Raw genomic sequence first — 24991 nt, 5'->3', positions numbered from 1 at the left:
TAACGTGATTAACCCGCGCGTCACCCGGCGTCCGGCGGGGTCACCGGGACCGGCCGGACGCGCCTAGGCTGCACGGGTGCGGAACCGATCACCGCTCGCCCGGGGACCGGTCGCCGCGGTCACGGCGGGCGTCGTCGCGCTGCTGCTGGCGACCTCGGGCGGCTACGACTACCACCGCGACGAACTGTACTTCCGCATGCTGCGCCCCGACTGGGGCTACGTCGACCAGCCGCCGTTCACGCCGCTGCTGATCCGGGCCTCCACCGCGCTGCTCGGCGACTCGGTGTGGGCGCTGCGGCTGCCGTTCGTCCTGATCATCGCCGTCGTCGCGGTCGTCGCCGCGCTCGTCGCCCGGGAGGTCGGCGGCGGGACGGCCGCGCAGGTCGTCGCGGCGGCCGGTGCGGGCGGCATGGGTCCGCTGCTGTCCGGGCACCTCGGCGCCACCACCGGCCCCGACCTGTTGGCCTGGACCCTGGTCGGGCTGTTCGCCCTGCGGGCGCTGCTGCGCGAGGAGGGCCGGTGGTGGCTGTGGGCCGGCCTGGTGGCCGGGCTGGGCTTCTACAACAAGCACCTCGTGCTGCTGATGCTCATCGGGCTCGGCGTCGGGTTGCTGCTCGTCGGACCGCGCCGGGAACTGCTCTCCCGCGCGCTGTGGGCCGGCGTCGGCATCGCTCTGCTGGTCGGCCTGCCCAACCTGCTGTACCAGGTGGTCAACGACTTCCCGCAGGCGCGGATGGCCGCCGCGCTGGCCGACGACCGCGGCGACGAGGTGCGGCCGCTCGTCGTTCCGCTGCAGTTCGTGCTGCTCGGCATGTTCGCCGTGCCGGTCATCGTGGCCGGCTTCGTCGAGGCGTGGCGCGAGCGCCGGATCCGGGCCTTCGTGGTGGCGTACCCGGTGGTGCTCGCCCTCACGGTGGCCGGCTCCGGACAGTTCTACTACACGCTGGGCGTGTTGCTGGTGGTGTACGCGATCGGGGCGGCGCCGGTGGCGCGGTGGATGGCCGATCGTCGGGGACGCTTCGTCGCGGTGGCCGCGCTGCTCGCGGTGAACACGATCGTCTCGGCCGTGTTCGCGTTGCCGCTGATCCCCGTCGACGCGGTCGGCGACAGCCCGGTCGCCGCGTCCAACCAGACCGTCGGGGACCAGATCGGCTGGCGCCGCTACGTGCGTCAGATCGCCGGGGTCTACGCGGCGCTGCCCGCCGACGACCGCGACCGGACCGTCATCATCACCGCCAACTACGGCGAGGCCGGCGCGATCGACCGCTACGGCCCCGCCTACGACCTCCCCGATGTCTACAGTGGACACAACGCGCTCTACGCGTACGGGCCCCCGCCCGAGACGGCCACCGTGGCCATCGTGGTCACCGCCGGCGACCCGATGCGCACCGGCACGTTCGGCTCCTGCACCGTCGAGGCGGAACTCGACAACGGCGTCGACGTCGACAACGAGGAGCAGGGAGCCACCGTTTCCGTCTGCCGCGACCGTCGCACGCCGTGGGCCGCGGCCTGGCCGGCGTTCGAACACCTCAGCTGATGACCTCGATGCCGCCTCCGCCGGAGCAGTGGCTGGTCGACGTCGCCACCGCTGCCGCCCGCGACGCCGGCGACGTCCCGGTGGAACTGCTCGGCGACTACCTGTCCCTCCTGGCCGACGCCGCCGTCAGCGGACGCCGGCCCCGGCGCGCCGAACTCGACGCCGTGGGTCGGCTCGGCCGCCGGGCCGCCGAACAGGGCATCTCGGCCGGACGGGTCGTGCAGTTCTACCTGTCGGCGGCGCGGCGGCTGTGGCGGGACCTTCCCGCGGTCGTAGGCCCCCGCGACGAGGCGGCGGTGCGCGCGGCAGCGGCGGCGGTGCTGCACGTCATCGACGAGGCGGTCGCCACGCTCGCGGAGGGCTACGCGGTCGCGCGGCGGGAACTCGTGCGGCGCGAGGAGACGCTCCGCCGGGAGCTGATCGACGACCTGCTGCGCGGCGACTCCGACCTCGGCGCCCTGGTCGCGCGCTCCGAGCCGTTCGGGCTCGAACTGGCCCGCGTGCACCAAGTGGCGCTGGCCGCGCCCGCCCAGCGGCTGCCCGACACCGGTGCCGCCATCAACGCGCTGGAGGCGGTCATCTTCGACCGGCTCGGTGACCGGGACGTCCTGGTCGCCACCAAGGACGGGTTGCTCGTCGTGCTCGCGCCGGCCGCGGCCGGCGGGCGGACACCGGCCCGCGACGCGGACGACGATCTCGGGCGCCTGATGCACGGTGAACTCACCCGCCTCCGGAACGGCCGGCCCTGGCGGGTCGCGGTCGGACGGCCGCACCCGGGCGTGTACGGGATCGCCCGCTCCTACGAGGAGGCCCGCGACGCGTTGATCATGGCCGGCCGGCTGCACATGACCGACCCGGTGGTCAAGGCGCACGACCTGCTCGTGTTCCGGGTGCTGCTGCGGGACCAACCCGCCATCGTCGACCTGGTCGTCGCCGTCCTGAGCCCGCTGATCCTGGCCCGCGGCGGCGCCCAGCCGTTGCTGGACACCATGGAGGTCTACTTCAGCACCGGAGCCGTCGCGACCGAGACGGCGAAGCGGTTGCACGTGTCCGTGCGCACGGTCACCTACCGGCTGGAGCGGATCCGGACGCTGATCGGCTACGACCCGGCCGATCCGGGGCACCGGTTCACGCTCCAGGCCGCGGTGCTGGGGGCCAGGGCACTCGAATGGCCCGCCAGGCCCCTGCCTACGGCCGGCTGACGGACCCGTCCGTTGCTTGCCGACCGTCGTTGCCGACGGTCGGCAAGCGCACGCGCTCATTGTTGTGAACCGTGTACGTGTCAGGTCCGCGGCCGTGCGTGGCAGCATCGACGAGGCGCCGGACCTGCGGACGTCTCGATCGCGCCGGCGACGCACCGACGGGCACATCCCCCCGTGCCCCCGGTGCGCCCGATGGCGGGTCCGGCGCCTTCCACCCCCTGCGTGGCACCCCGCGGGGGTTGCTGTCCACCGCCGATTCGGACATAGAGATCGATCACTGGCGTCCCGCACAATTTCATCCATGAATGCCCCTGTAGCGACCGTGCGGGAATACGACCTTTTCACGCCGGAGGCGATGACCGACCAGACCGCGTTCCTGGCGCGGGTGCGTGCCGAGAGCCCGCTGGCCCGGCTGCCGCAGCTCGACGCCTACCTGCTCACCCGGTACACGGACGTCATGGCCGCGCTGCGGGACAAGCGCCTGGACACCGCGAACATGGCGCGGGTCCTGCGGCGGCTCACGCCCGCGGAGCAGGACGAGCTGCGCCCGGTCAGCCAGGCCATCGAGATGTGGATGGGACACACCGTTCCGGCCGACCACGCACGCTTCCAACGGCTGCTCAAGCGGTACTTCAGCGCGGCGACGGTCGACCGGCTGCGGCCACGCGTCCGCGAGTTCACCCACGAGCTGCTCGACGCGGTCGCCGCGAACGGCGAGATGGACGTGGTACGCGACCTCGCCTACCCGCTACCGGCGAACGTGATCGCCGAGATCCTCGGGATGCCGACCAGCGATCGCGAACAGTTGCAGGCATGGTCGCGCGACATCCTGCCGATCTTCGGCAACGGCAGCATCGACGGGATCCGCCAGGCCCAGCGCAGCATGCTCGAAATGCACGACTACCTGCGGATCCTCGCGGCCGATCGGCGCCGCGTCCCCCGCGAGGACGTGCTGAGCATGTTCGTGGCCGCCGAGGCCGAGGGCACCCTGACCGAGGACGAGGCCGTCGCCAACTGTGTGCTGCTGCTGTTCGCCGGCCACGAGACCACCGCGAACCTGATCGCCAACGGCCTCGTCCTGCTCTTCGCGCACCCGCACCAGCTGGCCCGGCTGCGGTCCGAACCGGAGCTGATGCCGCTGGCGGTGGACGAGATGCTGCGCTGCGACGGTCCGGCCGGCGTGATCGGCCGCATCACCACCGAGCCCGTCGAGCTGGCCGGGCACGCCGTCCCGGCCGGTCAGCACGTCTATCTCGCGCTGAGGGCCGCGAACCGCGACCCGGACGCCTTCCCCGACCCGGACACCTTCGACATCACCCGCCGGCCCAACCGGTACCTCAGCTTCGGCATGGGCTCCTACTACTGCCTGGGCGCGGCGCTGGCCCGGATGGAGACCGACGAGTGCCTGCGGATCCTGCTCGACCGCTGCCCCGACCTGCGGCCCGCCTACGACACCCCCGACCGGCTGCCGTCCCCACCGTTCGGTCACCGGCTGGGATCGTTGCGGGTCACGTTCTGACGCCCCGGTCGATCACGCGGGTCGGGAGCACGGTGGTGGACGGCCAGGAGCGGTTTCCGGTGATGCGCCGGAAGAGCAGCTCCGCCGCGCTGCGGCCGAACGCGTGGGCGTCATAGGACACGACCGTCAGCGGACGCGGCATCAGGTGCGACAACTCGAAGTCGTCGAAGCCGAGCAGCTCCTCCGCTCCGCCGCGTCGCCACAGCTCGCCCAGGATCCCGACGGTGATGCGGTTGTTGGTGCCGAAGAGGGCGGTCGGCGGGTCGGGCCGGTCGAGCAGTTCCGCGACCGTGCGGGCGGCGGCCTGCGGATCGCGCACGCCGTCACGGATCAGCACGTCGTCGTAGCCGATCCCGGCGGCGGCGCACGCCTCCTGCGCGCCCGCGACCCGCTCCCGCATCGTGTAGACGGACATGGAGTCCAGCAGCACGGCGATCCGCCGGTGGCCGCGTTCGACGAGCCGCTCCACGCCCGCCCGGGCACCGCCCCGGTTGTCGAGCAGCACGGTGTCGGCGAGCAGGCCACCGGCCGGGCGGTCGAGGAACACCACGGGAAGACCCATCTGCACCTCGGCACGGAGAAACGAGTGGTCGAACCCGGCCGGCACGACGAGCAGCCCGTCGACCCGGCGGGAGCACAGGTCGAGCAGGAGGTGCTTCTCGCGGTCCGGATCCTCCTCCGAGGAGGCCATGACGAGCACCGTGTCGTGCTCGCGGGCCACCTCCGCCACGGCGGCGGCGATCGTCGCGTAGAACGGGTTGGCGATTTCCTCGATGATCAGGCCGATGGTCGCGGTAGCCTGCCCGGAGCGCAGCGTGCTCGCGAGGCCGTTGCGCCGGAAACCCAGGTCGGCGACCGCGGCGAGCACCCGGTCGGCGAGATCCGGCGCCACGTTGGGCGCGCCGTTCACGACCCGGGAGACGGTCTTGACGCTGACCCCGGCGCGGCGGGCCACGTCCACCATCGTGGGCCGGCGGGGCAGGCCGCCTCCGGACAACGTTTTCCCGACCAAATTGCTCACGTTAGTCGACGCGGCCGGAAATGTCAGTCATTGACAGCGCTCTCTCAGAACCTTGAGGCTGGTATAGCCCAGCGTCGATACAACGTTGTCTCGGAACACCTCGCCCCGCCCGCCCGCTCGGAGAGGACCTCCCCAATGCTCCGACCACCCCGTGTCCGCGTGATCACCCTCGTCGCCCTCACCGCCCTCTGCGCGTCGCTCGCCGTCGTGTTCACCACGGCGACGGCCAACGCCGCCGCGCTCGCGCTCACCCAGTACGTCAACCCGTTCATCGGCACCGACGACAGCAACGCGCCCAATCCGGTCGGCGGTGGCGCCGGCGGCAGCACGGTTCCCGGTCCGATACAGCCCTTCGGCATGGTGCAACTGAGCCCCGACACCCCCACCGCGTCACCGTCGGGCTACCGCTTCGGCGACACCCAGATCGAGGAGTTCAGCCTCACCCACTTCAACGGGGCGGGCTGCGCCAACAACGAGGACCTCGGCATCCTGCCGATCACCGGGGCCATCGGCGCGTCGCCGGGAACGTCGTGGACGTCCTACCGGGCCACCCAGGACAAGACCCAGGAGCAGGCGCGGCCCGGCTTCTACCAGTCCGTGCTCAGCAACTACGGCAACACGAAGGTCGAGGCGACGGCGACCAAACGCACCGCCGCCATGCGGCTGACCTACCCGTCGTCGACGACCGCCCGGGTCCTGGTCAACACCAGCCGCAGCGCCACCGGAAACCGCAGCGGGTCGATCGCGATCAGCGGGTCGACGGTGACCGGCAGCGTGACCGGCGGTGGCTTCTGCGGATCGAGCAAGACGTACCAGATCTTCTACCGGATGGAGTTCGACCGGGCCCCGAGCGCCGTGGGCACCTGGCTCGGCGGCACCGTCACCGCGGGCTCCACGAGTACCAGCGGCACCAACTCCGGTGGCTACCTCACGTTCGACACCTCCACCAACCGCGTCGTGCAGGTGAAGGTCGCGATCTCGTTCGTCAGCCAGGCAGGCGCGCAGGCCAACCTCGCCGGCGAGCAGTCCGGCTTCGCGTTCGACACCGTGCGCGGCAACGCCGACGCCGAATGGAACACCTATCTCAACCGGGTGCAGGCCACCGGCGGATCCGCGGCGGACCTGCAGAAGTTCTACACCGCGCTCTACCGGGTCTTCATCAACCCCAACCTGTCGAACGACGTCAACGGCCAGTACCGCGGCTTCGACAACGTCGTCCGCACGGCGAGCCATCCCGTCTACCAGAACTACTCCGGCTGGGACATCTACCGCTCGTGGTCGGCGCTGATCGCGTTCATCGCACCGGTGGAGGCCGCCGACATCGCCAAGTCGATGGTGCTCGACGGCCAGCAGGGCGGCCTGCTGCCGAAGTGGTCGCACAACACCAGCGAGATCTTCGTGATGACCGGTGATCCGGGGCCGATCATCGTCGACAGCCTGTACCAGTTCGGCGTGCGCGACTTCGACACGGCGGCCGCGCTCGCGCTCATGGACAAGAGCTCCAACGGCGGCACCGCACAGGGCAGCCCGATCCGGGGCCGGCAGGCCACCTACACCCAGCACCACTACATCGAGAACGACCCGTCCGACTCCCTCGAGTACTCCGCCAGTGACTTCGCGGTCGCGCAGTTCGCCCGGTCCCTCGGCGACACCGCGAAATACAACACGTACATGGCCCGCGCCCAGTGGTGGCGCAACGTCTTCAACACGGAGTCGAACTACGTCCACCCGCGCAACGCGGACGGCACCTGGCCGTGGCCGCTGAACCCGGCCAGCCAGTCGAACTTCGTGGAGGGCAACGCGTCCCAGTACACCTGGATGGTCCCCTACAACTTCGCCGGCCTGATCAACCTGATGGGCGGCCGCCAGACCGCCGTCCAACGACTCGACCACCACTTCACCCAGACCAACGGCGGCCAGTCACAGCCCTACTTCTACATCGGCAACGAGCCCGAGCACGGCGTGCCCTGGGCCTACCACTTCGCCGCGGCGCCCGCCGGCACCAGCAACACGGTCCGCCGGGTGATGAACGAGTCGTTCACCACCGGTCCCGGTGGCCTGCCCGGCAACGACGACCTCGGCGCGACGTCGGCCTGGTTCGTGTGGTCCGCGATGGGCATGTACCCACCGACCCCCGGCGCGGACACCATCGCGCTGCACGGCCCGCTGTTCCCGTCGGTGTTCGTCGACCGGCCGAGCGGCGACATCCAGATCAACGGCACGAATGCCGGACAGGGCAACCAGTACGTGCAGAGCCTGTCCGTCAACGGCACCGCGACCCAGCGCACCTGGCTGCGCTACGGCGACATCGCCGGCGGCGCCACGCTGTCCTACACGATGACCGGCTCTCCCACGTCGTGGGGGACGGACCCGGCGAACGTGCCGCCCTCGTTCAACGACGGCGCCACCCCGCCGCCCACGGCACCGGATCTCGGCACCAACCTCGCGGCCGGCAAACCGGCCAGTGGCTCGGCGTCGTGCGCGACGGCGGAGGGGCCGGACAAGGCGTTCGACGGCAAGCTCGGCTCCACGTCGAAGTGGTGCTCGACCGCGGCGGGAACCAAGTACCTCCAGGTCGACCTGGGATCGAACCAGACCGTGCGGTCCTTCGTCGTCAAGCATGCCGGGCTGGGCGGCGAGACGACGGCCTGGAACACCGGTGGGTTCGGCATCGAGACGAGCACCGACGCGACCACGTGGACGAGCCGGGTGACCGTGTCCGGCAACCGGTCCAGCCGCACCTACCACCCGATCACCGCCGTCACCGCGCGGTACGTCCGGCTCGCCGTCACCACTCCCGCCAACGACGGCAACGGCGCCGCCCGGATCGACGAGTTCGAGGTCTACGGCTCGGCCGGCTCCGGCCCGACCAACCTCGCGCTGGGCCGGCCGGCGACCGCCGACTCGCAATGCTCGACCACCGAAGGACCGGAGAAGGCGGTCAACGGCAGCACCTCGGCGGGCAACAGCGACAAGTGGTGTTCGCTCGGAACCACCAAGTTCCTGCGGGTCGACCTCGGCGCGAGCCACGCCATCCAGTCGTTCACCGTGCGCCACGCCGGCGCGGGCGGCGAATCCACCGCCTGGAACACCCGGGACTTCGACCTTCAGGTGTCCGCCGACGGAACAACGTGGACGACCGTGGTGCAGGCCCGGGGCAACACCGCGAACAGCAGCGACCATCCCGTGTCGGCGAGCGGCCGCTACGTGCGGCTGAACATCGTCACGCCGACGCAGAACACCGATCAGGCCGCGCGCGTCTACGAGTTGGAGGTCTACGGGACCTGAGCGACGAGGGCACCCGGTTCCCAGGGAACCGGGTGCCCCGTTTCAGACGGCCGTGTAGCCACCGTCGGCGACGAGGACCGAGCCGGTGACGAACGAGGCGGCGTCGCTGGCGAGGAACACGACGCTCGGGGCGATCTCCTCGGGCAGCGCGAAGCGTTGCTGCGGGCAGTCCTCGACCCAGTGACGCTGGAACTCCGGGCGGTCGACCGGCGCCATGTCGGTCTTGACGTAGCCGGGCGCGACCGCGTTGACCCGGATCCCGTAGGGTGCCCACTCCACCGCCAACGATCTGGTCAGGTGGTGGACCGCGGCCTTCGACGCGTTGTACGCCGGCTGCCACTGCGGACGGTTGACGATGACGCCCGACATGCTCCCGATGTTGACGATCGAGCCGCCGCCGCGCTCGCGCATGTTGGCTCCGACGGCGAGGCAGGTCTTCCACAGCGCACGGACGTTGAGGTCGAAGACGCTCGCCCATTGTTCGTCGGTGACCTCGAAGGCCGGCGCGTGGTAGCACGTCCCCGCGTTGTTGACCAGGATGTCGATACGGCCATCGAAGGCGCTGACCGCCTGCTCCGTCATCGCGGCGACCTGGGCGTCGTCGGTGATGTCGGCGGTGATGGTGACGAGGTCGAAGCCCGCCTCCCTGGCGTGCGCGGCGGCCGCCAGGTTCGCCTCCTCGCGCCGGCCGGCGATGGCGACCCGCGCGCCCGCCTGGGCCAGGCCGAGCGCGAACGCCTTGCCGAGCCCCTGGTTCCCGCCGGTGACGAGGGCGGTCCTGCCGTCCAGGCGGAAGGGAGATGTCATGGGTCGCCAACCTTTCCGGCTGGTGAGGTCGGGTGATCCAGCCGTCAGCAGACTACGACCGGGCCGGCCGACCGGCGGCGACGCGCCGGTGGATCCGGCGCGCCGCCGCGTCGTTCTCAATGACGCGCCGCCACGTGGACGTCAGCGACGCGCCGCCGCGTGGACCTCAGCGGCGATCTCAGTCGGCGACGAAACGAACGGTGGACGCGGCCTGGGCCTCGGCAGCGGCGGCCCGCTGCTCCAGCAGTGCCCGCGGCACCGCCGCGGTGCGGGCCACCGACGCGAGGTTGCGTGCCGGTACCGCCGGCCCGTGCTCGCGCTGGCGGCGCACGACGTACGCACCCGGCGCGACACCCGTGCCGCCGTGCTCACGGTGGAGCAGGTACGCGGTGGCCATCGCCTCGAACACACCGAGGCTGAGGCCGGTCGGGTCGAACACGTCGGCCGTCCACACGCAGGTGCCCGGGTCGGCGACGAGCGTGTGCGCGTTGCCGCCGGTTCCCCCGCGCAGCAGTTCGATGCCGTCGGCCGGAACCTCCCGCCACTGGGCGGAGCCCTGGACCTTGACATCGCCGGCGACCTCGGCGAGCGGGACGACGATCACGTCGCCCTGCGCCTGGATGCCTTCGTGCACCGGAATGACAAGGTCGAGCAGGAGGTGCAGGTCGACGTCGCGACCGGTGGAACCGGTCAGGTCTCCCAGCGTCTTCATGGTTTCTCCTAGTTTCTCCTAGGTTCGACGGTTCATGGTCAGGTACTGATCTCCGGTGAGCCCGTACGTCCACGCGGCGGCGTGCACCGCGGTGGACACGTCGGACGGCACCGGAAGGCCGTAGCGGCGACGGTTCCCGTCCCGCTCGGCGCTGCCGTTGGTCGCCAGCAGCACCCGGGCGGGCGTGCCCCAGACCCGTTCCGGCAGGTCGTACAGCTGGAGGTCGAACCCCGGATTGCCGGGGTCGTCGGCGGTGTCGACGAGGCTCAGACCCGCCTGGGCGATGTACTCGTGCCAGCCGATCGCCTCGATGGCGCACCGCCGCACCTCGATGTTCGCCTCGGCGTGCACCCGCTCGACGAGTGGCTCCTCGATGACCCAACCCGGCACGCGCGTACCGTGCCAGAAGTAGAGCCGCCACCCGTCGCGCCAGCCGATCGCCGGGCCGGTGGCGCAATGCAGCCGCGGCGGCATGCCCGCGGCCCGCTCGGTGCGCACCATCACCGGAGGCTCGGCGACGAGCACGAAGTCCAACGACGGATACCACCAGCCGGCCGACTGGGCCTTCGCGACCATCTCGGCCCGCCGGCGCCAACCGCTGCCCGCCATGCCGTCGCCGGCGATCTCGCCGAAGAACGACGCGTACGCGCCCCACGCCGCCTCGCCCCGCCCGCCGAGGTGCAGCCGCCACGTCTGCCACTCGGCCGGAACGACCCGGCTCAGGGAGTGGACCCGCCGCCCGGTCAGCGACCGCGCCGTCGCCACCGCCGAGTCGCGGGTGCCGATCGGGTCGTCGAAAAGCCGTGCCGACGCGAGCGTCTCCGCCACGGCGCTCTCCACCGCGTCGGCCGCGGCAACGATGTCGACCGGCTGGAACACCCCGCGGTGCACGGCGGTACGCGCCGGCTGGCCGAACCGCCGCTCGATCGCCCCGTCGACCGCGAACTGCATCTGGCGCAGCAGGCCCGCGAGCGCCCGGTTCTCATCGCCCGGCTGCTCGTTGACCCGCGCGAGGAAGAGTGCGCGCGCCAGCGCCAACGGCGAGGCGGTTCGCAATACACGGCCCGGCCACCGCACGTCGCTGAACGCATAGGCGGCGCGGACGCCGTCCTCCCAATCCACCCAGTCGACACCGGTGGTGTCGAGAGCGTGGACGGCCCACCGCTCGGCGTGCGGCGCCATCGCCTCGCGCTGCGCGGACTCGAGCATCCTGATGCGAACGGCCATGCCGTGTCACCTCCCCCACTCATGATGGGCTCGGCGCATGATCCGGTCCACGCGTTTTCGACCGTCCACAAAGGACGGTGAGTCACAGCCGGGCGTGGGTGGCGTGGGTGGCCCTGCCGTGGCAGGTAATGACAGAGCCTCCCTCGCCCGCGACGGGAGACGTAGCGTTCCACCGTGCCCGCGACCACGACAGGAGCCCACCATGCAGACCCGCACCCTCGGAACCGACGGTCTTCGAGTGTCCGCGATCGGGCTCGGCTGCATGTCCATGACCGGCGGCTACAGCGACCGGCCCGACCGGCGGGAGATGATCTCGCTGATCCGTGCCGCAGTCGACCGTGGTGTCACGTTCTTCGACACCGCTGAGATCTACGGCCCCTACGCCAACGAGGAACTCGTCGGCGAGGCGCTCGCCCCGTACCGCGACCGGGTGGTCATCGCCACCAAGTTCGGGTGGGACATCGACCCGGTCGAACGCAAGCCACGTGGACGGGTCACCAGCCGCCCCGAGGTGATCAGGCACATCGTCGACGGCTCGTTGCAACGGCTGGGCGTCGACACCATCGACCTGTACTACCAGCACCGCGTCGACCCGCAGGTCCCGATCGAAGACGTCGCCGGCGCGGTCAGGGACCTCATCGGCGCCGGCAAGGTCAAGCACTTCGGCATGTCGGAGGCGGCCGCCGCCACCATCCGCCGGGCGCACGCCGTCCAGCCCGTCACGGCGGTGCAGAGCGAGTACTCGCTGTGGTGGCGGCGCCCCGAGCAGGAGGTCCTCGCCGCGTGCGAGGAACTGGGCATCGGCTTCGTGCCCTACAGCCCGCTCGGCAAGGGTTTCCTCACCGGCACTGTCACCGCGTCGACCACCTTCGACCCGCACAACGACATCCGCAGCACCATCCCCCGGTTCACCCCGGAAGCGTTGGAACACAACCGGGCGGTCGTCGACCTGCTCGCCGCCATCGCCGGGCGCAGGGGCGCCACCCCGGGCCAGGTCGCCCTCGCCTGGCTGCTCGCCCGGAAGCCATGGATCGTGCCGATCCCCGGCACCCGCAAGCCGCACCGCCTCGAGGAGAACCTGGGCGCGGCCGAGCTGGAACTGACGGCCGCCGAACTGGCCGAGATCGAACGGGCGACGGCGACGATCGAGATCCGGGGCGGACGCTACGCCGAGGAGGCCGAGAAGATGACCAATCTCTGACGTCGTCTACTTCGTGGCGCGCTGGGACTTCGTGGCGCGGAGCATGGCGCGGTACATCTGCCGGGGTGCCGGCGGGTCGGGCAGTGGCCGCGCCGCGTCAGCGGCGCACGCCTGCAGGAGATAGCCGACGAGGCGACGCCAGGCGTCGGGGGCGGCGTCGGCGGTCGCGGCCAGGACGCCGGCGTTGGCCAGAAGGAACAACGGCAGGTCCTCGGTGACGAAGTCGGCCCGCAACCCGCCTGCGGCCTTCGCCCGGTCGACGAGAGCGCTGAAGTCGGCGAACGCGCGGTCGCGGTCGGCCTCGAACCGCTTCGCCATGGGGAACGACATCGTCAGAACGGTGGTGAAGCCGCGGTCGCCGGCCTGCATCGCGCAGATGCGTTCGACGTAGCCGCAGAAGCCGCTCCACGGGTCGGGGTCGGCGAGCGCGTCGCGGGCGACCTCGGCGTAGGCGGTCATCTTGGCTTCGAACGCGGCGGTGACCAGGTCGGCGCGGGTCGGGTAGCGCCGGTAGAGGGTCCCGACGCCGACGCCCGCCCGGCGGGCGATGTCCTCCATCGGCACGTCGATGCCGCGCTCGGCGAAGATCTCGCGGGCAGTGGCGATGATGCGCTGCCGGTTGCGCTCGGCGTCGACGCGCAGACCGGCGCCCTCGTTCGTCATGTTCGTCACTCTAACTGGAAGCCATCCTCCACTTCCATGCTACGCTCGGTGAACTTAGTGGAGGGTGTCCTCCACTTCTCTCCGAGGAGCTGACATGAAGGCTGTTGTGACCGCTGAGCAGGGTGCGAAGCCCGAGGTTTCCGAGGTGCCGACGCCGCAGCCGGGCACCGGTGAGGTGCTGGTCAAGGTGCGGGCGTCGTCGATCAACGGGTTCGACGTGTCGGTCGCCGCCGGCTATCTCGCCGGGATGATGGAGCACCGCTACCCGGTGGTGCTGGGCAAGGACTTCGCCGGAACCGTCGAGGCGGTCGGCGCGGGCGTCACCCGGTTCGCCGTCGGCGACCCGGTCTTCGGCGTGGTCACCAAGCCGTTCCTCGGCGACGGCGGGTTCGGCCAGTACGTCACCGTGCCCGAGGAGATCGGCATCGCCAGGCTTCCCGACGGCGTCGCGGCGACCGCCGCCGGTGCGCTCGGCCTGGCCGGCACCGCCGCGGCCGACGCGCTCGCCGCCACCGCACCGCAGGCCGGCGAGACCGTACTGGTCAGCGGCGCCACCGGCGGAGTGGGCGCGATCGCGGTGCAGTACGCCGCCGCGGCCGGCGCGCGGGTGGTCGCCACCGCCCGCCCCGGCGAGGAGGCCGACTTCGTCCGTGACCTGGGCGCCCACGAGGTGGTCGACTACACCGGCGACCTGGATTCCCAGCTCCGCGCGGTCAGCCCGGACGGCGTCGACGTGGTCCTGCACTTCGCCGGCGACGGTGCCGTCCTCGCCGCGGCCCTGACCGAGAAGGGCCGGCTGGCCAGCACGCTCGGCTACGGTCCCGACCAGCACCCGGCGGCCGTCTTCATCATGGCCAACCCCACCGGAGAGACGCTCGACCGGCTCGCCGCCGACGTGGCCGGCGGGAAGCTCACCGTCCCGGTCGCACACACCTACCCGCTCGACGAGGTACCCGCCGCGTTCGACGCCTTCACCGCCGGCACGCGGGGCAAGATCGCCGTCACCGTCGACTGACAGTGGTCAGACGAGTTGGATGCACGGGCTGGTGACGGTGTCGACGGTGGCCAGCCACCGGGTGCCGCCGGCCTGGAAGTCGACGGTGGTCGGTCGGACGACGACTTTGGCCGATGCCGCGTACCACCAGGTGTTCGTCGACGTCGTCGACGTGGTGGACATGGCGGAGGTGCTTCCCGTGCTGACCACCTTGCTGTCGGCCTGGTTGCCGTTGCATTCGTCGAGTTCCACCCGGTAGCTGAACGACGCCGACGTGCCGGACGTGCGGACCTCGATGGTCGCCTCGCCGAATGCGGAGTACTGGGCGCCGCCGGCTCTGACGCATCCGCGGAGCCGGACGTCGGGCCAGCTCGTCACCGCCGCGCCGGACACGCGCGAGACGCGCAGCCCCATCTGTTCGCAGGCGTAGCCGGATCCGGACGACGTGGTCCGGGACGCGGCCGACGGAGACGGTGGGGGTTGGGCGGCCGGCGCCGTCGTCGGTCCCGTCGTCGCGGTGGCGCCCGGTGGCGCGCCGGGCAGCGCGCCGGGTGAGGAGACGCCGACACCGGGCTGGCTTTCGCCGGCGCCGCCCGATCCCACCGGCGCACCGGGGATCGGTGACGTCCTGCGCCCGTCGCCCCGTGCCTCCCCGTTGGTCAGGCCGGCCGCCTCGCCGGCACGGTCACCGGTGCGGCCCCCGCCGTCCGCGGGACCGAACGGCGACCAGCCGTCACGGTCGTCGAGGGTGACGAGGGCGCCGGTCAGGAGGGCCAGCAGGATCGCGACCGCGGCGATCAGGGTGCGCCGGGTGCGCCAGCGCCGGGGCCGAGGAAGGGCCTCGGCCAGAACGTGGGCCGGCGGGCCGGTCTCCACCGGCCGTCCGTCGGCGCGGACCGGTGTACCGGCGCCGCCGAGGCTGCCCTCGACGACCACGAGTTGCGGCTGCTCGATCACGGTGGGAGCGATGCCGAACGCCTGGTGCAGCAGCGTGGCGACCAGCGGCATGCGGCTCGCGCCGCCGGTGAGGACGATGGCGGCGAGGCCCGCGGGTGGCACCCGCGCGTCGGTCAGGACGGCGCGGGTGGCTTCGATCGTCCGGTCGAGCACCGGTCGCGCGAGCAGGTCGAGCTGTTCGCGGCCCAGCGGCACGTCCCGGTCGACGAGTGGCACGTGGACCAGAGCGGACGCCGTCCGCGACAGCGACTCCTTGGCCGTGCGGACGCCGGCCCACAACTGCAGGCTGTGGCGGCGGTCCGTCGCGGTGCGCGGTTCGGTCAGCCGGTCGCGGACGGGCTGGTCGTCGGCGAGCGTCGTGGCGAGGATGTGCGTCATCACCGCGGCGTCGATGTCGAGCCCGCCCGCGTCCGCCAACCCGTGCGAGGCCGCGACCTCGAACACGTCCCCGGTCCGCCGCAGCACCGAGGTGTCGAACGTTCCCGCGCCGAGGTCGTACACCAGCAGGTACCCGCCGGCCGGCAGGCGCTGGTGGAGGACGTCGACGAAGTAGCGGCCCGCGGCCACGGGTTCGGGCATCAACCGGACGCCGATGATGGCGGCGTGCGCCGCGGCGGCCAGCAGAACCTCCTTGCGGCGCTGGCCCCACGACGCCGGATGGGTGAGCACCACCTCCCCCGGCCGCCCGCCCGCGACCCGTGCGGCCTCCTCGACCACCCGGCCGAGCACCGTGCCGATGACCCGTGCGATGTCGACCTCGACGCGATCCAGCAGCAGTACGCGGTCGTCGATGTGGCGTTTCGGGTGCGGTTCGTATCCCTGCGGATACATCGGTGCGGCGTTGACCGCGTCCGCTCCGACCAACAGTTCGCCCGGGTTGGTGGCGCACACGGCCGACGGCAGCAACGGGTTCCCGTCGAACAGCAGCAGGGTCGGGTTGCGGCCCGGCAGGGACAGCAGGGCAACGGTGTTCGAGGTGCCGAAGTCCACGGCCAACCGGCAGGCGTCCAGTACCGCGGACAACGGCTCCACTCCCAGGCGTGTCGTATGGATGTCGATACGCCACAGTGGCCGCCCGACATTGCAGATCTCTCAAGTCCGCGTCCGCGGCGTGAAAGGTCGAGGAAAGTGCGAAGAAAGGGCGACGAGAAGTCGCCGGAACTCAGCGACGCGCGGCGCGCCGCAGCCTGCCGTAGGCGTTCGACGCGGGCAGGAAGAACATGACGATCGCCACGGGAGCCAGGACACCGACGAGGATGTCGGCGATGAACGAGATCGTGGACAGCGACATGAACGCGTCGGCGCCCTTCAACAGCGCCGTCACCACGAGGATCACGGTGGCGAAGATGCGCGTCACGCGTCCACCACGCAGCGCGAAATAGGCGAGCGCCGCGAGCGCGAGCGCCCAGAAGACCATGCCGTACGCGAGGGCCGAATACACCGTCTCCAGCCCCTGCGCCCGGTCGGACGTCATGTCGACCAGTGCCGGGTCGATCGGTGGCTCGCCGAGCCCGGGGTTGTCGGCGATCTGCTGGCGAACCAGGTCGGACACCGAGGCGATGATGGCGATCGCGCTGATTATGTTGAGCACCGCGACGGCGATGGCGGCACCGACCGCCACCGTCAACGTCGTCGGCCGTGCGGCCGATCCGGTGGGGGTGAATTGCTCCTGATGGTGTGTCGTCTGCTGGTACGTGGACACGAAGCCTCCATGAAGGGTGTCGGAATCGCCGCACACTGTATGGAGGGCACCGTATAGAAACCGTATAGCGCCTCGGGTGTGGCGATCGTGTGGTGTGTCCGGCCGTCATTCGGTTGATCGGCATTGATCGGTACCGGTAGGTTGCGTCCGGTCGGATCGGGGCGGGCACGGCGGACGGACGGGGGATGCCGGGGTGAGGTTCAGGGTTCTGGGTGCGGTCGAGGTCGTCGACGGCGCCGGTTCGTCGGTGCCACTCGGCCCTCGCAAGCAACGGCTCCTGCTGGCATTGCTGGCCTGCCGGCCCGGCGCGACGGTGACGACCGACGAACTGGTGGAGGCGGTGTGGGACCCGCCTCCCCCGCCGTCGGCGGGCGAGAACCTCCGGGCCTACGTGCAGAGCCTGCGCCGGTTGCTCGGCGCGGGTCTCGTCCTCGGTAACCGTCGGGTCGGCTACGTGCTGGCCGTCGATCCGGCCGCCGTCGACAGCGTCGAGTTCGCGCGGTCGGCCCGGGACGGTGCGGCGGCGCTGCGGCTCGGCGACGCCGCGACCGCCCGCGCCCTCCTGAACCACGGTCTGGCGCTGTGGCGCGGACAACCGTTCGCCGGCATCGTGTCCGGCGGAATTCTGGCCGCCGAGGCCACCCGGCTGGAGGAGCAGCGGCTCGCGGCCCTGGAGGACCGGTTCGACGCCGACCTCCGGTGCGGTGCCGCGGGCGACCTGGTGCCCGAGATCGAGGAGCTGGTACGCCAGCACCCGTACCGGGAACGGCTCTACGGGCTGCTGATGGTGGCCCTGTACCGGGCCGGGCGGCAGGCGGACGCGTTGAACACCTACCGGCTGGCCCGCGACACCCTGGCCGAGGAGCTCGGCGTCGACCCGAGCGAGGAACTACGCCGGACCGAGCGGGCGATTCTCCGCCGCGAGGGCTGGCTGGAACGTCCGGTCGTCACCGCCGCGGAGGCCGGCCCCCGGGTGACGCCGGCCGAACTTCCCGCCGTCACCAACGGATTCACCGGTCGCGGCGCCGAACTCGGCCGCCTCGACGAGCTCACGACGTCACAGGGCGCGGCACCGGTCGTGGCGATCGTCGGCGTCGCGGGCGTCGGCAAGACGGCGCTCGCCGTCGAGTGGGGGCATCGCGCGGCGGACCGCTTCCCGGACGGGCAGGTCCTCCTGGACCTGCGCGGCTTTCACCCGGGCCGGCCGGTACAGCCGCGCGAGGCGCTCGGCCGGCTGTTGCGGACGTTCGACGCCGAGCCCGCCCGCGTCCCGGCCGACGTCGACGAGGCGGCCGCCCTCTACCGTTCGGTGCTGGCCCGCCGGAACGTGTTGATCGTCCTGGACAACGCCGGCTCCGTGGAGCAGGTACGGCCGCTGCTGCCCGGCACCGCGGGATGCGTGGTGCTGGTCACCAGCCGGAATCGGATGCCCGGTCTCATCGCCCACAACGCGGCCAGTCATCTCGTTCTCGACCCGCTGTCCGAGACCGGCGCGGTGGACCTGCTCCAGCGCGTCCTCGACCCCGCGGTCGTCGGCGACGCCGCGCCGGCCGCCATGTCCGACCTCGCGGCGGCGTGCGGGTACCTGCCGCTGGCGCTGCGCATCGCCGCGGCGAACCTGGCCGAGCGCCGGCTGCCGGCACTGGCGCGCTACGTCGAGGAACTGCGCAGCGGGAACCGGCTCGACGCGCTGGAGACCGAAGGGGACGAGCACCGGGCCGTGCGGCGCGCGTTCGACCTGTCGTACGCGGCCCTGACCGGCCCGCAGCAGGAGCTGTTCCGGTTGCTGGGACTGGTGCCCGGCCCGGGCGTCACGCCGCCGTCGGCCGCGGCGCTGGCCGGTCGGTCCGTCGCGGACGCGCGGGCGGGCCTCGAACGGCTCGCGGCGGCGCATCTGCTCCACGGTGGACCGGACGAGTGGTTCGCCTTCCACGATCTGATCGGCGAGTACGCCCGGAACCGGGTCCGCGCCGACGATCCGGCGACCCGTGACAGTGCCCTCGACCGTCTCCTCGCCCACTACGTCGACGCCGCCGACGCCGCGGCGCAGGTGCTGTACCCGCAGACCCTGCGCCTGCCGTCGGTCACACCGGCACCGGCCGGAACGCTGACCCGTCCGCAGGCCCTCGCGTGGTTCGGCGCCCAACTGCCGAACCTCGTCGCCGCCTGCCGCGAAGCCGCCGACCGTGGCCACCCGGCCGCGTGGCTGATCGCCGACGCGGCGCGCGGCTACTGCTCGCTGCAGAGCACGGTCACGGAGTGGCAGCTCATCGCGGAGGCCGGGTACCGCGCCGCCGAGGCCGCCGGCGACCTGGCCGGAATGGCGTGTGCGGCGCTCAACCTCGCCCACTGCACGTACAACACCGGCGACCTGGAGACGGCGGCCCGCCACTACGAGGAGGCGCTGGCACTGAGCCGGCGCGCCGGGTGGGCGGAGGGAGAGGCGACGATCCTCAGCAACGCCGCGATCGTGTTCACCGGGCTGGGTGACCTGCCGCGCGCCGTGGAGTACCAGCAGGCCGCGCTCGCCGCCCAGCGCGCCGTCGGCGCCGGCCGCGGCGAGGCGGTCGCCCTGCTCAACCTGGCCGTGTCGTACGCGTGCCTCGGCCGCCTGCGGGAAGCGCAACAGCTGTTCCGGGACGCGGTGGCGCGGTTGCGCGCGGGGAACTGGCTCATCGGGCAGGCGACCGCGCTGGCCAACCTCGCCGAGGTGCTCCTGTTGATGGACGACCGGGCGGGGGCCCACGACGCCGCCGCCGAGGCGCGCCGGATCGCCGAAGAGGCCGGCGAGCACGACGTCGAGGTGCACGCCCGGGCACTGATCTCGGCGATCCGCTGCGCGAACGGTGACGCCGACGGCGCGCTCCACGAGGCGTTGGAGGCGTGCGCGCAGCTCCGGCTTCCGGGCGAGCACGGCTACGCGGCCGGGGTCCACAAGTCCCTCGCCACCGCGTACGAGGCGCTGGGCGACGACGCGCAGGCGGTCCTGCACCACCGCCTCTCCCACCGCTATGCGGTGGCCCCCGGCCACCGGTACATCGAGGTCGACACCGCGATCAACCTCGCCACGGCCGAATACCGGATCGGCGATCCCGGCGCGGAGACCACCCTCCTGCGGACCCTGGAGGCCGCGCGGGCCAGCGGGTTCCGGGTGTTGGAGGGGCGGGCCCTGGCGGCGCTCGCCGAGATCGGGCTCGACCGCGGCGACCTGGCGACGGTCGCCCGGCACGCGGCGCTCGCGCTCGACATCCAAGCCGAGACCGGATGGAACCGGGACCACGCGACGCTGCGCGACTCGCTGGAGAAGGCCCGGAGCCGGTGACGCCGGCGTCAGTGGGTGGTGGGTTCCAGGCAGCCGAACTCGGGGTTGGACCCGGCGACCTGCACCAGCAGGCGGGAGGGTCGGACATCGCCGATGACACAGGCCCGTTCGCCGACCCGCACCGCGAACACCGCGCCGGGCGGCGGGTACGGGGCGTCCCCGATCTGCTTGACCAGCACCGTCTCGGCCGGGAAACCGAGATCGAGCAGCGCCTTCCTGGTCGCGTCGAGGGCGAACTCCTGGGCGGCGCGCAACCGTTGCAGCACCGGCGTGATCCGCGCCGCCGCCTCGTCGCCGGCCCGGCGATCCTCCGGCGAGAGTTCGCCACGCTGCTTCCACGCGGAGTTGTCGCCGGCGTTGGGCGGCTGGTCACCGCCCGGCGCGCCCGGGCTCGCCGATGACGCGGCCGCCGGCGAACCCGACGGTGAAACGGCCGGCGTCGGCACGGCCTGCTGACCGGTGCCCGGGCGCGCCGTCGGGCCGGCGCACCCGGCGAGCGCCACCAGGGTCACGACCGACCAGATGAGGACGTGCGCGCGGGAGCGGGTCATGGCGTGAGCCTCCACAGGAAGACGGCGCCGCCCCGGCTGGTCGCCACGACGTCCCCCGAGCGGTTGAACGCGACGCTGTCGAGCTGGCCTTCCTGCTGGCCGGGCACGGTCGCCATGTAGGCCCCGGTCCGGGACGCGAGGTCCCAGATCATGAACGAACTGTTGACCGCGATCGTGGTGACCGTGCGGCTGTCGGCGCTGAACCACATGGCGGCGACCGTGTCGTTGTGCCCGTCACCCAGATCGCCCAGCGGCTGGCGGGTCGCGGCGTCCCAGACCCGCAGGGTGCCGTCGGTCCCGCCGGCGAGGAGCAGGCGGCCGTCCGGGCTGAACCGCACGATGGCGGCGAAGGCCTCGGCGTCCATGCGGAGCGGCTGGCCGACGGCGCGGCCGGTCGACACGTCCCACACCCGGACCGTGCCGTCCTCGCCGCCGCTGGCCACCTGCCTGCCGTCCGGGCTGAACGCGACGCTCAGCACCCGGGAGGTGTGGCCGGTCAGCGCCGCTCCGACGGCGCCCGCGGGCTGCCGGCGCCACAGCCGGACCGAACCGTCGGCGCCGCCGCTGGCCAGCATCGCGCTGTCGGGACTGAACGCGACGCTGAGCACCGCCAGCCCCGGGACGGCCAGCACCGGGCCCTTGCCGTAGTCCTCGCGCGGCTCCCACAGCCGCACCGACGTCTCGCGGGTGTCGGCCGGGATGGTCCGGCCGTCGCCGGTCGCCAGGGTGTCGCCGTCGGGGCTGAAGGCCACCGTGACGGCGTTGGTGTGGCCGGCCAGTCCCGGGCCGCGGGACTTGTGCGTCTTGAGGTCCCACACCCGGACGAATCCATGGGCGTCGCCGCTGGCCAGGGTGCTGCCGTCGGGCGCGAAGGCCATGGCCCTGACCCGCTCGCCGTGGCCCTCCATCGGCCCGCCGTCGGCGACGATGCGCGGGAAGCCGGTGGTTCCGTCACCGGTGGCCCGGCCGTCGGTGGAGGTGGAGCTGGACGGCGACGTGGACGTCGGCGAGCCGTTCGGCGTACCGCCGGGATCGTCGCCGAACGGCCAGAAATACACCAGGCCGGCCACCGCCAGAACGACGGCCAGCACGGCGGCCGTCATCGACCGACGGGACGGGCGCCGCGGGCGCGCCGGCGCTGGGCCGGGATCCGGCTCCAGCGGTGGCCACGCGTCCGCCGCGGTCGTATCCGGTGCCGGGACCGGCCGCAGGTAGAGCGACCCCTCGGCCACCACCAGTTCGGGCACGTCGATCGTGGTCGGTGCCACCCCGAGCTCGCGGTGCAGCAGGGTGGCCGCGAGCGGCGTCCGGCTGGCGCCGCCCACGAGCAGGACCGCCGCGACGCCGTCCGGACCCAGGTTGGCGGCCCGCACGGTGGCCGCGGTGAGGGCGACCGTCCGCTCCAGGAGGGGTCGGACGGCCGCCTCGTACTCGTCGCGGGTCACGTGCAGCTCGGCCCCGGCGATCGGCACCCGCAGGTTCGCGGTCGGGTGCCGGGAGAGCTGCTCCTTGGCCGCCCGGGCGTCGCGCCACAACGCCTGCCGGGCCAGCCGGTCCTCGACGGTTCCCGGAGTGTCCAGCCGGTCCCAGGCCGGCCCGGTGGTCTGGTCGCGGGCGGTCAGGCCACGGGCGATGGCGACGAGGGCCGCGTCGAGGTCGAGCCCGCCGACGTCCTCCAGACCGTCGGCCGCGACCACGTCGTAGCCGTCGTCCGACACCCGGACGACCGCGACGTCGAACGTGCCCGCGCCCAGGTCGTACACCACGAGGCCGCGCCCGGGCGGCACCCGCCGGCCGAGGACCTCGGCGTAGTACGCGGCGGCCGCGACCGGTTCGGCGACCAGCCCGCTCACCGTCAGGCCGGCGCGGTCCGCGGCCGTCTCCAGGACGCTCCGGCGCGACCGGCTCCACGCCGCCGGATGGGTCAGCACGGCCGGCACGGTCCGGCCGCCGGTCAGCCGCCGGGCCTCCGCGGCCACCCGACCGAGCACCGCGGCCACCAGGTCGGCGACCTCGACCTCGCGGTCGCCGAGCCAGGCCGTCCCCTCGCCGACCCGCCGTTTCGGGTGCGGTTCGAACGCGGCCGGCCGGGACACCATCCCCTGCGCGGCGTCGGAGCCGGTCAGCACCGTCCCGGCATCGACGAGCACCCCGGAGGCGAGCAGCGGCGACGCGTCGAACAGCAGGTGCCGTACCCGGCCGTCCGGGTCGACGACCGCGGCGACGGTGTTGGACGTGCCGAAGTCGACTCCGAGCGTGTACCCGCTGCCCACCCGGCAGAGCGTATAGAAGCGTGTCACGCGGTCTCAGGAAGCGGCTGCTACCCAGGCCGGATGAGTACGAAGGCGGATAGGCGGGAGCCGTCGGCCCTGCGAGATTCGGGGCATGAATGATGGTGGTACGCCGCGTCGGGCGTCGCACGGTGCGGTGTTCCGGTCCAGCCTGCTGGTCGCGCTGGGCTGGTATGTCGTGGTGCCGGCCGCGGTCCTCGTGGCCTGGTCGGGCCTGCCGGTCGCGCCGGGCCGGGACTGCTCGGCGATGTTCAGCTGCCTGAGCCCGGTCGAGCAGGTCGGCCTGTTCATGATCTTCGTCGGGTTGCCGGTGCTGCTCGGCGCCGCGGTCGTCACGGTGGCGGTCGCCGCGCTGCTGGCCCGGGTTGTCCGCTGGCCGGTCGTCACCGGCACCGTGTCGGCGTTGTGCGGCGTGGTCGGGGTGGCCGCGCTGGTCGCGGCCGGGCAGGGTTTCCGGTGACGCGTGCAGCAGTGTTCTTCGGCTGGCTCTACGGTGTGCCGTTCCTGCTCGTCGTCGGGCTGCTTCGACGCATGTCGTCGCCGCACCTACCGACGTCCGCGGCGGCCGAAGCCTTCGGGGCGACCACCGACAGGTTCCTGGTGGCGGCGTTGGTGCTGAACCTGGTGCTGCCGGTCGCCGGCCTGGTGCTCGCCCGGTCGGCCCGCGACGGGTACTGGATCCGGCACTTCGTCGGCGCCCTGGTGGGCATGGTGTCGATCTACCTGGTGGTGTCGATCGCGGCCGGTGCCACCACGGCACCGCTGATCGGCGACGTGCCCACCGATCAGGAGCCGGCGCCCCGCGTCACGCAGTGCATTCCGAGGAGCGGCGGCACCGGGTGCCCGGGCGGCTAGACGGTCTCGAGATCGCCGAGGTCGTCGACGGCGACCCGGTCGGTACGGGCGAGGATCGTGATCATCCGTTCGGCCTCGTCGAGGGTGACGTGGCGGCCCCGGGACGGATTGGGCGTCTCCAGCCAGAGCCGCGGCCCGTCCGGCCCGTCCTGCCACATCATCTGCACGATGCCGCCGGACCGGCCCGCGAACACGAGGAAGTTGCCGTCGACGTGGCCGAGCGCCCGCAGCCAGCGCAGGCATTCGTCCAGGGTCGCGGGGTGGTCCTCGTTGTCGTGCCGGCGGCGCCCCGCGTCGTTGACCCGCATCTCGAGCATCTCCTCGGGCGGGCCGGCGGCGGCCGCCGTCAACGTGGCCGGGTCGAAGTCGGCGCCGCCGAAGAGCGGGCCGAAGACGTCCGGGGCGGCGTGCCGGGGGATGTCCACCTCGACGGCCTCCGTCGCGCCCGACAGGAGGAGGGTGCCGCGCAGCCGGTCCCACTCGCGGCGCAGCCGCAGGTCGTGGCCGCGCACGTCCATGGCCGACACCTCGACACCGGACAGCAGGCCGGGAAGGTCGCGCCTCAGCACCGACTCCGCCTTGACGAGCGCGGGCTTCGCGCTCCGGCGGCTGCGGCGGTTGTGCCGGTACAGGCCGCCGGCGCCCGAGTCCAGCCGCCGCACGTCGGCCCGCGGCGCCGGCGCGCGGGTCCAGTCGTGGTGGCGGATGCCCAGGTTCTTGCCGATGACCCCGGGCCAGAAGGACTCGTACTCCTCGCCCTCGACCACCTCGGACCGGTGCACCGGGATCACCTGGAGGCCGCGGTCGGCCAGCGGCGTGCGGTCGAAGAAGTCGGTGTACCCGGGGCCGAGCAGCACGGCCCGGTCCAACGCGAAGTCCGGGACGTCGAGCGGGCGCACCCACACCGTCGAGCCGAGGTCGTCGGCGTCCGCCAGGTCGTCGACCGCGTCGAGCAGCGCGGCGGCGACGTCCTCGCGGTAACCCTGGTTGGCACGCAGCGTGAGCACCCGTCCACCCCGGATCTCGTAGACGCTCGTGCCGAACCCGGTCGCCTCGACCAGCACGTCATGGCGACCGATCCGGCCGGGCACCGCCGGCCCCGGGCGGCGTTGCTGGATCAGGTCCTCGATGGCGGTCATCGC

The 24991-nt window shown here is 72.5% G+C and carries 19 protein-coding genes; 9 read left to right on the top strand and 10 right to left on the bottom strand.

The window, feature by feature from the left end; genetic code table 11:
* The first annotated feature begins 76 nt into the window (after nucleotides 1–76).
* The 3 genes from Vau01_RS25475 to Vau01_RS25465 all read left to right on the top strand — a co-directional run bounded on the left by Vau01_RS25475 (nucleotide 77) and on the right by Vau01_RS25465 (nucleotide 4258).
* Entirely contained in the window at nucleotides 77–1537 is a 1461-nt protein-coding gene (locus tag Vau01_RS25475; RefSeq protein WP_203997074.1) for a glycosyltransferase family 39 protein, read from the top strand.
* Nucleotides 1537–2739, top strand: coding sequence for a PucR family transcriptional regulator (locus Vau01_RS25470; RefSeq protein WP_203997072.1), 1203 nt, complete (start codon nucleotides 1537–1539; stop codon nucleotides 2737–2739). The genes Vau01_RS25475 and Vau01_RS25470 overlap by 1 nt, the downstream gene beginning before the upstream one ends.
* A 301-nt stretch (nucleotides 2740–3040) precedes the next feature.
* The gene (locus Vau01_RS25465) at nucleotides 3041–4258 is read left to right on the top strand and encodes a cytochrome P450 (protein WP_203997070.1); all 1218 of its coding nucleotides are present in this window, start codon (nucleotides 3041–3043) and stop codon (nucleotides 4256–4258) included.
* Here Vau01_RS25465 and Vau01_RS25460 read toward each other — a convergent pair.
* A complete protein-coding gene (locus tag Vau01_RS25460) occupies nucleotides 4248–5222 on the bottom strand; it encodes a LacI family DNA-binding transcriptional regulator (RefSeq protein WP_203997191.1) in 975 nt (324 codons plus the stop codon). The two genes, Vau01_RS25465 and Vau01_RS25460, sit on opposite strands and share 11 nt — an antisense overlap.
* 216 nt (nucleotides 5223–5438) lie before the next feature.
* On the opposite strand from Vau01_RS25460, the gene Vau01_RS25455 reads away from it, so the two are divergent.
* Nucleotides 5439–8567, top strand: coding sequence for a GH92 family glycosyl hydrolase (locus Vau01_RS25455; RefSeq protein ID WP_239151838.1), 3129 nt, complete (start codon nucleotides 5439–5441; stop codon nucleotides 8565–8567).
* Between the two features lie 42 nt (nucleotides 8568–8609).
* Here Vau01_RS25455 and Vau01_RS25450 read toward each other — a convergent pair whose 3' ends face one another.
* The 3 genes from Vau01_RS25450 to Vau01_RS25440 all read right to left on the bottom strand — a co-directional run bounded on the left by Vau01_RS25450 (nucleotide 8610) and on the right by Vau01_RS25440 (nucleotide 11313).
* Complete coding sequence (locus Vau01_RS25450; RefSeq protein WP_203997062.1) at nucleotides 8610–9374, bottom strand: SDR family NAD(P)-dependent oxidoreductase; 765 nt, start codon at nucleotides 9372–9374, stop codon at nucleotides 8610–8612.
* A gap of 178 nt (nucleotides 9375–9552) precedes the next feature.
* Entirely contained in the window at nucleotides 9553–10086 is a 534-nt protein-coding gene (locus Vau01_RS25445; protein WP_203997054.1) for a DUF8820 family protein, read from the bottom strand.
* Between the two features lie 18 nt (nucleotides 10087–10104).
* Entirely contained in the window at nucleotides 10105–11313 is a 1209-nt protein-coding gene (locus Vau01_RS25440) for a DUF6745 domain-containing protein (RefSeq protein WP_203997053.1), read from the bottom strand.
* 202 nt (nucleotides 11314–11515) lie between these two features.
* Here Vau01_RS25440 and Vau01_RS25435 point away from each other — a divergent pair, with 202 nt between their 5' ends.
* Nucleotides 11516–12514 carry an aldo/keto reductase gene (locus tag Vau01_RS25435; RefSeq protein ID WP_203997051.1) on the top strand — a complete coding sequence of 333 codons (999 nt, stop codon included), beginning with the start codon at nucleotides 11516–11518 and terminating at the stop codon, nucleotides 12512–12514.
* Between the two features lie 6 nt (nucleotides 12515–12520).
* Here Vau01_RS25435 and Vau01_RS25430 read toward each other — a convergent pair whose 3' ends face one another.
* Nucleotides 12521–13177 (bottom strand): TetR/AcrR family transcriptional regulator, encoded by a 657-nt coding sequence (locus tag Vau01_RS25430; protein ID WP_203997049.1) that lies wholly within the window; start codon nucleotides 13175–13177, stop codon nucleotides 12521–12523.
* Nucleotides 13178–13271: 94 nt separating this feature from the next.
* Here Vau01_RS25430 and Vau01_RS25425 point away from each other — a divergent pair, with 94 nt between their 5' ends.
* Complete coding sequence (locus tag Vau01_RS25425) at nucleotides 13272–14192, top strand: NADP-dependent oxidoreductase (RefSeq protein WP_203997047.1); 921 nt, start codon at nucleotides 13272–13274, stop codon at nucleotides 14190–14192.
* Between the two features lie 6 nt (nucleotides 14193–14198).
* Here Vau01_RS25425 and Vau01_RS25420 read toward each other — a convergent pair whose 3' ends face one another.
* Complete coding sequence (locus Vau01_RS25420) at nucleotides 14199–16151, bottom strand: Hsp70 family protein (RefSeq protein ID WP_203997045.1); 1953 nt, start codon at nucleotides 16149–16151, stop codon at nucleotides 14199–14201.
* A gap of 139 nt (nucleotides 16152–16290) precedes the next feature.
* Entirely contained in the window at nucleotides 16291–16830 is a 540-nt protein-coding gene (locus Vau01_RS25415) for a hypothetical protein (protein WP_203997043.1), read from the bottom strand.
* Between the two features lie 193 nt (nucleotides 16831–17023).
* Here Vau01_RS25415 and Vau01_RS25410 point away from each other — a divergent pair, with 193 nt between their 5' ends.
* Nucleotides 17024–20152, top strand: a complete 3129-nt coding sequence (locus Vau01_RS25410) for an AfsR/SARP family transcriptional regulator (RefSeq protein WP_203997041.1) — start codon at nucleotides 17024–17026, stop codon at nucleotides 20150–20152.
* A gap of 8 nt (nucleotides 20153–20160) precedes the next feature.
* Here the strand turns inward: Vau01_RS25410 and Vau01_RS25405 are convergent, their stop codons facing one another.
* Both Vau01_RS25405 and Vau01_RS25400 read right to left on the bottom strand, forming a co-directional pair.
* Nucleotides 20161–20703 (bottom strand): hypothetical protein, encoded by a 543-nt coding sequence (locus Vau01_RS25405; RefSeq protein ID WP_203997039.1) that lies wholly within the window; start codon nucleotides 20701–20703, stop codon nucleotides 20161–20163.
* The gene (locus tag Vau01_RS25400) at nucleotides 20700–22976 is read right to left on the bottom strand and encodes an Hsp70 family protein (RefSeq protein WP_203997038.1); all 2277 of its coding nucleotides are present in this window, start codon (nucleotides 22974–22976) and stop codon (nucleotides 20700–20702) included. The genes Vau01_RS25405 and Vau01_RS25400 overlap by 4 nt, the downstream gene beginning before the upstream one ends.
* Nucleotides 22977–23088: 112 nt before the next feature.
* Here Vau01_RS25400 and Vau01_RS25395 point away from each other — a divergent pair, with 112 nt between their 5' ends.
* Entirely contained in the window at nucleotides 23089–23454 is a 366-nt protein-coding gene (locus tag Vau01_RS25395; RefSeq protein WP_203997037.1) for a hypothetical protein, read from the top strand.
* Nucleotides 23451–23849: a hypothetical protein gene (locus Vau01_RS25390; protein WP_203997036.1), complete on the top strand. Its 399-nt coding sequence runs from the start codon at nucleotides 23451–23453 to the stop codon at nucleotides 23847–23849. The genes Vau01_RS25395 and Vau01_RS25390 overlap by 4 nt, the downstream gene beginning before the upstream one ends.
* Here the strand turns inward: Vau01_RS25390 and Vau01_RS25385 are convergent.
* On the bottom strand, nucleotides 23846–24988 hold the full coding sequence (locus Vau01_RS25385) for a hypothetical protein (protein ID WP_203997035.1): 1143 nt from the start codon (nucleotides 24986–24988) through the stop codon (nucleotides 23846–23848). The genes Vau01_RS25390 and Vau01_RS25385 overlap by 4 nt on opposite strands.
* Nucleotides 24989–24991 lie beyond the last annotated feature (3 nt).

The sequence above is a fragment of the Virgisporangium aurantiacum genome (assembly GCF_016863635.1).
Lineage (GTDB): Bacteria > Actinomycetota > Actinomycetes > Mycobacteriales > Micromonosporaceae > Virgisporangium > Virgisporangium aurantiacum.
This window is presented reverse-complemented; position numbering and strand designations above follow the sequence as displayed.

What these genes read in the sequence shown, in the direction of transcription:
- Vau01_RS25395 (WP_203997037.1), top strand. Translation starts at nt 23,089, where the DNA reads ATGAATGATGGTGGTACGCCGCGTCGGGCGTCGCACGGTGCGGTGTTC.
- Vau01_RS25460 (WP_203997191.1), bottom strand. Translation starts at nt 5,222, where the DNA reads ATGGTGGACGTGGCCCGCCGCGCCGGGGTCAGCGTCAAGACCGTCTCC.
- Vau01_RS25445 (WP_203997054.1), bottom strand. Translation starts at nt 10,086, where the DNA reads ATGAAGACGCTGGGAGACCTGACCGGTTCCACCGGTCGCGACGTCGAC.
- Vau01_RS25435 (WP_203997051.1), top strand. Translation starts at nt 11,516, where the DNA reads ATGCAGACCCGCACCCTCGGAACCGACGGTCTTCGAGTGTCCGCGATC.
- Vau01_RS25465 (WP_203997070.1), top strand. Translation starts at nt 3,041, where the DNA reads ATGAATGCCCCTGTAGCGACCGTGCGGGAATACGACCTTTTCACGCCG.
- Vau01_RS25430 (WP_203997049.1), bottom strand. Translation starts at nt 13,177, where the DNA reads ATGACGAACGAGGGCGCCGGTCTGCGCGTCGACGCCGAGCGCAACCGG.
- Vau01_RS25450 (WP_203997062.1), bottom strand. Translation starts at nt 9,374, where the DNA reads ATGACATCTCCCTTCCGCCTGGACGGCAGGACCGCCCTCGTCACCGGC.
- Vau01_RS25425 (WP_203997047.1), top strand. Translation starts at nt 13,272, where the DNA reads ATGAAGGCTGTTGTGACCGCTGAGCAGGGTGCGAAGCCCGAGGTTTCC.
- Vau01_RS25440 (WP_203997053.1), bottom strand. Translation starts at nt 11,313, where the DNA reads ATGGCCGTTCGCATCAGGATGCTCGAGTCCGCGCAGCGCGAGGCGATG.
- Vau01_RS25385 (WP_203997035.1), bottom strand. Translation starts at nt 24,988, where the DNA reads ATGACCGCCATCGAGGACCTGATCCAGCAACGCCGCCCGGGGCCGGCG.
- Vau01_RS25470 (WP_203997072.1), top strand. Translation starts at nt 1,537, where the DNA reads ATGACCTCGATGCCGCCTCCGCCGGAGCAGTGGCTGGTCGACGTCGCC.
- Vau01_RS25405 (WP_203997039.1), bottom strand. Translation starts at nt 20,703, where the DNA reads ATGACCCGCTCCCGCGCGCACGTCCTCATCTGGTCGGTCGTGACCCTG.